This window comes from Streptomyces sp. NPDC055815, from assembly GCF_053616475.1.
The window spans coordinates 206,331-214,414 of sequence record NZ_JBSHDU010000003.1; the positions used below are offsets into that span (position 1 = coordinate 206,331).

3 protein-coding genes are annotated in these 8,084 nt (G+C 70.0%); all 3 read left to right on the forward strand.

The genetic code is table 11. The features are described 5' to 3' along the window. Nucleotides 1–122 precede the first annotated feature (122 nt). Nucleotides 123–3,845, forward strand: coding sequence for an efflux RND transporter permease subunit (locus tag ACWGN5_RS04055; RefSeq protein ID WP_453511077.1), 3,723 nt, complete (start codon nt 123–125; stop codon nt 3,843–3,845). Next, complete coding sequence (locus ACWGN5_RS04060) at nt 3,845–7,012, forward strand: efflux RND transporter permease subunit (RefSeq protein ID WP_453511078.1); 3,168 nt, start codon at nt 3,845–3,847, stop codon at nt 7,010–7,012. The genes ACWGN5_RS04055 and ACWGN5_RS04060 overlap by 1 nt, the downstream gene beginning before the upstream one ends. Before the next feature lie 71 nt (nt 7,013–7,083). Beyond that, a complete protein-coding gene (locus tag ACWGN5_RS04065) occupies nt 7,084–8,010 on the forward strand; it encodes a hypothetical protein (protein ID WP_453511080.1) in 927 nt (308 codons plus the stop codon). Nucleotides 8,011–8,084 lie beyond the last annotated feature (74 nt).

The window sequence follows — 8,084 nt, forward strand, 5'->3', positions numbered from 1 at the left end:
CACGGGGCGCCCGGTAGGCCGTCCGCCCGGCGCGCGGTCCGCCGCTCCCGCCAGGCCCTGGAGAAGGTCCCGGGGGCGAGGCCGGTGGAGCGCGCAGTCGCTCTGGAAGGCAGGACCCTGCCGTGGTCCACAAGATCCTTTCTCTCAGTCTTACGTTCCGGAACCTGATCCTCGGTGTGGCCGCGGCCGTGATGGCCCTGGGCTTCATCCAGCTCCCACGGGGGGCGTCGGCAGACGTCTTCCCGGAGTTCGGACCGACGCAGGTGCAGATCCAGACCGAGGCGCCGGGCCTGTCGGCGGCCGAGGTGGAGCAGCTCATCACCGTCCCGATGGAACAGGACCTGCTGAACGGCGTGGCGTGGCTCGACACGATCACGTCCGAGTCGGCCCCCGGTCTGTCCTCCGTCGACCTGGTCTTCGAGCCGGGCACGAACGAGCAGAAGGCCCGGCAGGCCGTCCAGGAACGCCTGATCCAGGTGGGGGGTCTGCCCCAGGTCGGCAAGCCGCCGGTCATGATCCAGCCGCTGTCGTCGACGAGCCGGGTGATGATGGTCGGGCTCACCTCGAAGGACGTCTCCCGCATCGACATGTCCGTCCTCGCGCGGTGGAGCATCAAGCCGCGTCTGCTGGGCATCCCGGGCGTGGCGAACGTGGTCATCTGGGGTGAGCGGGACCGGCAGTTGCAGGTCCAGGTCGACCCGGACCAGCTGCGCGGCCAGGGCGTCTCGCTGGACCAGGTGGTCCGCACGACGGGCAACGCGCTGTGGGTGTCGCCGCTGACCTTCGTGGAGGCCTCGACCCCGGGCACCGGCGGATTCATCGACACCCCGAGCCAGCGCCTCTCGATCCAGCACGTGCTGCCCATCACCAAGGCGCAGGACCTGGCTTCCGTGGCCGTCGAGGACACCGACGCCAAGAAGCTGCTCATCGGTGACGTGGCCACCGTGGTGGAGGACCACCAGCCCCTCATCGGCGACGTGACGCTGAGCGGCGGCCCCGGGATCATGCTGGTGATCGAGAAGTTCCCCGGCGCCGACACCCGTGAGGTCACCCACGCCGTCGAGGACGCGATGACGGCACTCCAGCCCGGACTGTCCGGCATCACCGTCGACACGCATGTGTACCGGCCGGCGTCCTTCGTCGACACGGCGCTCGACAACGTGGGTGTGTGGGCGCTCATCGCCGTGCCCGCCGTCTCGGTGCTGCTCGGCCTGTACTTCCTGTCCTGGCGTGTCGCCCTGATCAGCCTCGTCTCGATCACGATGGCGGAGATGGCCGCCCTGTGGGTGCTCTATCTGCGCGGCTCGCCCTTCAACATGATGGTCCTGGCCGGTCTGACGATCGCTCTCGGTGCCGTCATCGACGACATCGTGATCGGATTCGACCGCATCCAGAGGCAGTTCCGGCGCGAAGGCCGGAGATCCGGCGAGCACCGTTCGGTGTCCGATGTCGTGGTCGACGCCACGGCGGCGGTGCGGCGGCCTGCCTTCTTCGCCACGCTGATCCTGCTGCTCGCCGTGGTGCCCATCGTGTTCCTGAACGGGGTGGGCGGAGCGTTCGCCCGGCCGCTGGCCCTGTCCTACGTGCTGGCGGTGGCCGCCTCCACCGTCGTCGCCCTGACCCTCACGCCCGTGCTCGCCGCCACACTGCTCGCGCGCACCAGGCTCGGACACCGCCGCAACCCGGTACTCGGGTGGCTCCACCGCGGCTTCGACCGTGTCGGCCCGAAGACCCTGCTCCGGCCCGGCCGGGCGCTGATCGCGGCCGCCGTGCTCGCCGGCGCGGCCTTCGCGGTGTGGCCGCAGCTCGACGGCGCGTCGCCCATCCCGGCCCTGCAGCAGCGTGCGCTGCTGATCCGCGTGGAGGCGCCGCCCGGTACCTCGCTGCCCGAGATGAACCGGCTCGGCCAGGCGGCCACCGACGAACTGCGTGCCGTGCCGGGCGTCGAGAGCGTCGGAGCCCATGTGGGCCGTGCCAGGGAGTCCGACCAGGTCGCCAACGTCAACTCCGGTGAGTTCTGGGTCAACATCAAGAGCTCGGCCGACTACGGCAAGACCGTCGCCGCGGTCCACCGCATCATGAACGGCCGGGCCGGCCTCGACAGCGAAGTGATGACCTACCCGCAGGCGCGGCTCGACGAGGTCCGGGCCGCGAACGGCGACGGCGCGCCGGTCGTCGTACGCGTCTACGGCAATGACCTGACGGTCCTGCGGCAGCAGGCCGAGCAGGTGAGCAAGGCCCTCGGGCAGGTCCCCGGGGTCGTCCGGCCGACGATCCCGAACGTGGTCGAGGAGCCGACCCTCGAGGTCAAGGTCGACCTCGCGGCGGCCCAGAGCCACGGGATCAAGCCCGGTGACGTCCGCCGTACGGCCGCCACCTACTTCTCCGGCCTGCCGGTCGGCAGCCTCTACGAGGAGCAGAAGGTCTTCGACGTCGTGGTGTGGGGTTCGCCCACGACCCGATCCGCTCCCCAGCAGGTCCAGGACCTTCTGATCGACACGCCGAACGGCAGCCATGTGCGCCTCGGTGACGTCGCCACCGTCCGCGTCACCCCGTACCCGACGGTCATCGAGCACGACGCCACCTCGCGCAGCATCGACGTCGTCGCCGACGTCAGCGGGCGTGATCTGAACTCCGTGCTCGACGACGTCAGGAACCGCGTCCAGGCGATGCCGATGCCGTACGAGTACCACGCCGAGGTGCAGAGCGACCCCGCGCACCAGCAGAGCCAGGACCTGCGCATCGCCGGACTCGTGGGCGCCGCGCTGCTCGGCACCTACCTGCTCCTGCAGGCGGCCTTCGGCAGCTGGCGTGCGGCGACGCTCGTCCTGCTCGCACTGCCGCTGGCCGGCGTGGGCGGTGTGCTGACCGCGTTCGCCGTCGACGGCATCATGTCGATCGGCGCGCTCGGCGGCCTGCTGCTCGTGCTGGGCATCGCCGTGCGCAACCTGGTGCTGCTCATCCGCGGGTACCAGGAGACCGAACCGCGCGCGGACGGCACCGTCGACCCGCAGCGCATCGTCGACGCCACCCGAGACCGGGTCGGCCCGGTCCTGCTGACCGCCCTGGCCACGGCCGTCGCGGTGCTGCCCGCCGTCTTCCTCGGCACGGTCGAGGGCATGGAGGTGCTGCACCCGCTGGCTGTCGTCGTGCTCGGCGGACTCGTCACCTCGACCCTCGTCACGCTGTTCATCGTGCCCGCCCTCTACATCCGCTTCTACCCCGCCCCCGGCGGCGTCAGGCGGCGTTCCACCGGCCCGGAGCCGGTTCCGGCGACGGCCGGCCGAGCCCCGAACGCGGAAGCCGCGGACGACGGCAGGACGGAACGGCGCGCGGCGCCCTCCGGCGGGTTCCGCCGGCGTCTCACCCGGCGCCGGTGGGCCGCGGGCCTGTCGGCCGCGGGGCTGCTGATCGCCGGCGGAGCGGGCCTGTCGGCCTGCGGCGACTCGGGCAGCGGCTCGGCCTCGGCCGCCGTACACACGGACCAGCCGCCCGCCCAGATCGAAGACGTCCAGGAAGGGAAGATCCCCCGCCTGACGCTGGCCGAGGACACGGTCGCGCGGATCCACCTCACGACGGAGCCGCTGCGGCACGCGCCGCTGGACGGCTCCGGACCGCCTCGGACGCTCATCCCGCTGAAGGCGGTGGTCTACGACCCGGAAGGCAAGACCTTCGCCTTCACCAACCCGAAGCCCTTCGTGTACCTCCGGACCCCCGTCGAACTGGGGGAGTTCGGTAAGGACTACGCGGTCGTGAAGTCCGGCCTCGCGACAGGCACCCACGTGGTGACGGTCGGGGCAGCCGAACTGCTGGGCATCGAGTACGAGACGGACGGCGAGCACTGATGGCTGAGGAACGCCGTACCCTGATGCGCTGGATCGTCGGATTCAGCCTGCGCTTCCGCTACCTCGTGGTCGCCGCGGCCGCGGTGATGATGGTCGTGGGCATCACGTCGCTGCCCCAGCAGCGGGTGGACGTCTTCCCCGAGTTCGCGCCACCACGGGTCGAGATCCAGACGGCCTGCCTCGGCCTGTCCACGGCCGACGTGGAGTCCCTGGTCACCGTTCCGCTCGAACAGTCCCTCAACGGGCTCGACGGGCTCGACGACCTGCGCTCCAAGTCCGTCTCGCAGCTCTCGTCGGTCCAGCTGATCTTCCACGAGGGAACCGACCTCTTCAAGGCACGGCAGGAGGTCCAGGAACGGGTGCAGCAGGTGTCACCCAGCCTGCCGACCTGGGCGGCCCCTCCGGTGATCATGCCGCCCGTCTCGGCGACCAGCCGTGTCATGAAGATCGGGATGTCGTCGGAGGACCACTCCGACAAGGCCCTGATGTCCATGTCCATGACGGCGTACTGGGAGGTCAGGGCCCGCCTGCTGCGGGTGCCCGGCGTCGCCAACGTGAGCATCTTCGGCGAGCGGCTGCAGATGATGACCGTCCAGGTGGACCCGGTCAAGATGCAGGCCCACAAGGTCAATCTCGACCACGTCATGGAGGCCACCGGCGAGTCGGTGGACTCGGGTCTGCTCAAGTTCACCACGGGTTCCGTCATCGGCACCGGCGGCTGGATCGAGACCCCCACGCAGCGCCTCGGCATCCGGCACGTCCTGCCGATCGTGACGCCCACCGACCTCTCCCAGGTGCCGGTGCGCACCGAGGACAACCGCACCGTCCGGCTCGGCGACGTGGCCCTGGTGAAGGAGGACCACCAGCCGCTCATCGGCGACGGCGTCGTCGGCGGCGACCCCGGTCTGCTGCTGATCGTCGAGAAGCTGCCCTGGGGCGACACACCGGAGATCACCAAGAACGTGCAGGAGGCGATCGCCTCCCTCGAACCCGGCCTGCCCGGCATCACGTTCGACACGACCATCTTCCAGCAGCAGGACTTCATCCACACCGCGATCGACAACCTGACCCAGGCCCTGGTGATCGGGTTCCTGATGGTCGTCGTCGTCCTCGCGGCCTTCCTCTACGAGTGGCGCGTCGCGCTGATCAGCCTGCTGACGATCCCGCTGTCCCTCATGGCGGCCGTGCTGGTCCTCTACTGGCGCGGGGACACCATCAACACGATGGCCCTCGCCGGACTCGTGATCGCCCTGGGCGCCGTCGTCGACGACGCGATCATCGACGTCGAGAACATCCTCAGACGACTGCGCGAGCACCGGAAAGCCGGCGGTGAGACATCGGTGGCGAGGGTCATCCTGAACGCCTCGCTGGAGGTCCGGAGCCCGATCGTCTACGCGACGGTGATCATCGTCGTGGCCACGGTGCCGGTGTTCCTGCTCCAGGGACTGGCGGGCGCGTTCTTCCGCCCCCTCGCCGTCTCCTACACCCTGGCCATCCTCGCCTCCATGGTCGTGGCCCTGACGGTGACCCCCGCCCTGTGCCTGATCATGCTGGCCAAGGCCAAGGTCGAACGCCGGCAGTCCCCCCTGCTCCGCTGGCTGCAGACCGGCTACACAAGGGGACTCCGGCGCATCATCAAGCAGCCCGTCTACGCCTACATGGTGTCCGGCGTGCTCGTGGTCGTCGCGGCCCTCCTGGTGCCACAACTCACCCAGTCCCTGATGCCCTCCTTCAAGGAGCGGGACTTCCTGATGCACTTCATCACCACGCCCGGCACGTCCGTACAGGAACAGCAGCGCATGACCTTCCAGCTGAGCCGTGAAGTGCGGGCCATCCCCGGAGTGCGCAACGTCTTCGGGGCCCACACCGGACAGGCCTTCCTGGGCGACGAGGTGGTGGGGGTCAACTTCGGCGAGGGCTGGATCAGCATCGATCCCAAGGCCGACTACGACAAGACCCTCAAGGAGATCAAGAAGACCGTGACGCGCTACGCCGGCGTGGAACACGACGTCCAGACGTACCTCAACGAGCGCGTCGACGAGGTGCTCACCGGCTCCAAGTCGCCGATCGTCGTCCGTCTCTTCGGCCAGGACCAGAAGGTCCTGCGCGAGAAGGGCCTGGAACTCCAGGAGAAGATCGGCAAGATCGCCGGCACCGAGGACGTTCACACCGACCTGCAGCTCGACATCCCGCAGGTCCAGGTGACGGTCGACGTCGCCAAGGCGGCGAAGTACGAGCTGAAGCCCGGTGACGTGCGCCGCGCCGCGTCCACCCTCGTGGCCGGGGAGGAGGTCGGAGACATCTTCCGCGGCGGCAGGGCCTACGACACGGTGGTGTGGAGCACCCCCGAGACACGCAGCGACGTGACGGCCATCAGCCGGCTCCCGATCGACACGCCCTCCGGCACCACGGTGCGACTCGGCGACGTCGCCGACGTCAGCGTCCGGCCCGTGCCGAACCTGATCGCGCGTGAGAACGGTTCGCGTCGCCTCGACGTGGACGCCACCGTCTCCGGACGCGAGTTCAGCGCCGTCGTCTCGGACGTCGAGAAGGCGATCGCCTCCACGGACCTCCCCCGCGGCTACCACGCGGAGCTGCTCGGGGAGCACGAGGAGCGGCAGGCCGCTCAGCGGGTCCTGTTCTACAGCGCGATCTTCGCGGCTCTCGCGATCCTCGTGCTGCTCCAGGTCTCCTTCAGCAGCTGGCGGCTCGCACTGCTGTCCTTCCTGACCCTGCCCATGGCCCTGGTCGGCGGTGTCCTCGCCGTCTGGATCGCCGGCGGGAACATCTCTCTGGGTTCCCTGGTCGGCTTCTTCACCGTGCTCGGCATCGCCGCGCGCAACGGCATCCTGCTGATCAACCACTGCCAGCACCTGGAGGAGCACGAGGGCATGGAGTTCGGGCCGGCCCTGGTGCTGCGCGGTGCGCGCGAACGGCTGTCCCCCATCCTGATGACCTCGCTGGCGACCGGACTCGCGGTGCTGCCGCTGGTCTTCCTCGGGAACCGGCCGGGCCACGAGATCGAGTACCCGCTCGCCGTGGTCATCGTGGGCGGTCTGGTTACGTCCACCTTGCTGAATTTGCTCGTCGTGCCTTCCCTGTACCTGCGTTTCGGCAAGGGCTTCAGACGCCACCGGCCGCAGCATGAGGCGGTCGCCACGCACTGAGGCAGGCGGCGGACGGGGCCGCCGCCTCCCGGTGGAGCCCCACCTTGGCTCCACCGAGAGGATCAAGCTGAATGCCCCCTGTCTTCCGCACGAGCGCCGCCCTGCTGAGCCCGATCGTCGCCGCGCTGCTGCTGGCCCCCGGCGCGGAGGCCACCGGCACGCCCCAGGCTCCCTCCGCCGCCCCGGTCAGCGGCGCGAAGGCGCAGGGCAACTGCGGAAATCCCCCCGCCCTTCGCCCGTTCAGATTTCCCGCCCGCCCGGAGGTGAACAACACGTTCCTCCCGCTGACGCCCGGGACCCGGCTGGTCCTCACAGGCGACGTCGCCGGTGAGGACCACACCGTGGTGACGACGGTGACCGATCTGACCAAGGTCATCGACGGCGTGCGCACCGTGGTGGTGTTCGACCAGGACCTCAACGGCAAGAAGGTCGAGGAGTCGGAGCTGGCGTTCTTCGCCCAGGACTGGCGGGGAGCGGTCTGGCGCCTCGGGGAGTACCCGGAGATCTACGAGAACGGCAAGCTGGTCGGCGCGCCCGACACCTGGATCTCGGGCGTCCAGGGCGCCAAGGCGGGCATCGCCATGCTGGCCAGGCCGCGGGTGGGCAGCCCCACCTACACGGAGGGGCTCGCACCCGAGATCGACTTCCTGGACTGCGCCACGGTGTCCCAGACCGGCCAGAGCGTCTGCGTCGAGGCCGGCTGCTTCGACAACGTCCTGGTGACGGACGAGTTCGCGCCGCTCGACCCCGAGGGCGGCCACCAGCTGAAGTCGTACGCGCCGGGCGTCGGCAACATCAAGGTGGAGCCGGTGGGCGAGGAGAACCCGGAGACCCTGTCCCTGACCGAGTACACCCTGCTCAGCCCCAAGGAGCTCGCGGCCGTCCGCAGGGAGGTACTGAAGCAGGACGCGCGCGGCTACCGGATCAGCCCCGACGTGTACGGCACGACCCCGCCCGCGGAGCCCGCGCTCGCGAAGGCGGTCCTGGCCGCGCCGTAGTACTCCGCAGCATGCGGTGCCGGCCGCCCCCGGGGGGGGCGGCCCCCCCCGCCCCTAAGCCCCGGGTGAGGGGT

Excerpts from the sequence above, each read along its gene's own strand:
- ACWGN5_RS04060 (WP_453511078.1), top strand. The coding sequence starts at position 3,845 with ATGGCTGAGGAACGCCGTACCCTGATGCGCTGGATCGTCGGATTCAGC.
- ACWGN5_RS04065 (WP_453511080.1), top strand. The coding sequence starts at position 7,084 with ATGCCCCCTGTCTTCCGCACGAGCGCCGCCCTGCTGAGCCCGATCGTC.